Source organism: Bradyrhizobium sp. TM233, from assembly GCF_036247965.1.
GTDB classification, from domain to species: domain Bacteria; phylum Pseudomonadota; class Alphaproteobacteria; order Rhizobiales; family Xanthobacteraceae; genus Bradyrhizobium; species Bradyrhizobium ottawaense.
The window spans coordinates 1-281 of the sequence record NZ_BTIG01000144.1 but is presented as its reverse complement, the minus strand read 5'-3'; the positions used below and the strand labels follow the sequence as shown (position 1 = coordinate 281).

At 52.3% G+C, this 281-nt stretch carries 1 protein-coding gene; it reads right to left on the bottom strand.

Going from position 1 to position 281, the window contains the following annotated elements:
• On the bottom strand, positions 1 to 247 hold a 247-nt coding region (locus AABA86_RS34075; RefSeq protein ID WP_338309859.1), incomplete at its 3' end, for a hypothetical protein.
• Between the last annotated feature and the right edge of the window lie 34 nt (positions 248 to 281).

The window sequence follows — 281 nt, the reverse complement described above, 5'->3', positions numbered from 1 at the left end:
ACACAGTGAGCCATACCCGCCACGGTGCTGGCGGCAGAAAGTGCATGGTGAATGGCCAGAGAAGCAATATTGGGGGGCCTTGACCAGAAATGTCTTTATGAATCCGATTGTCAAAGGTTCGATTCATGAAGTCCAAACCATTGAAATGAGGATCGGACAAGTGTAGCAAAGGAGGAGGAGCCTCGCCCCCAATGGCTGAACTAGTGCCAGCATGGCCAAACGGAATCGGCGGGCGGTTAATCATCATGTTTGGATCCTGATGGGGTGGCGGGACATTGTCA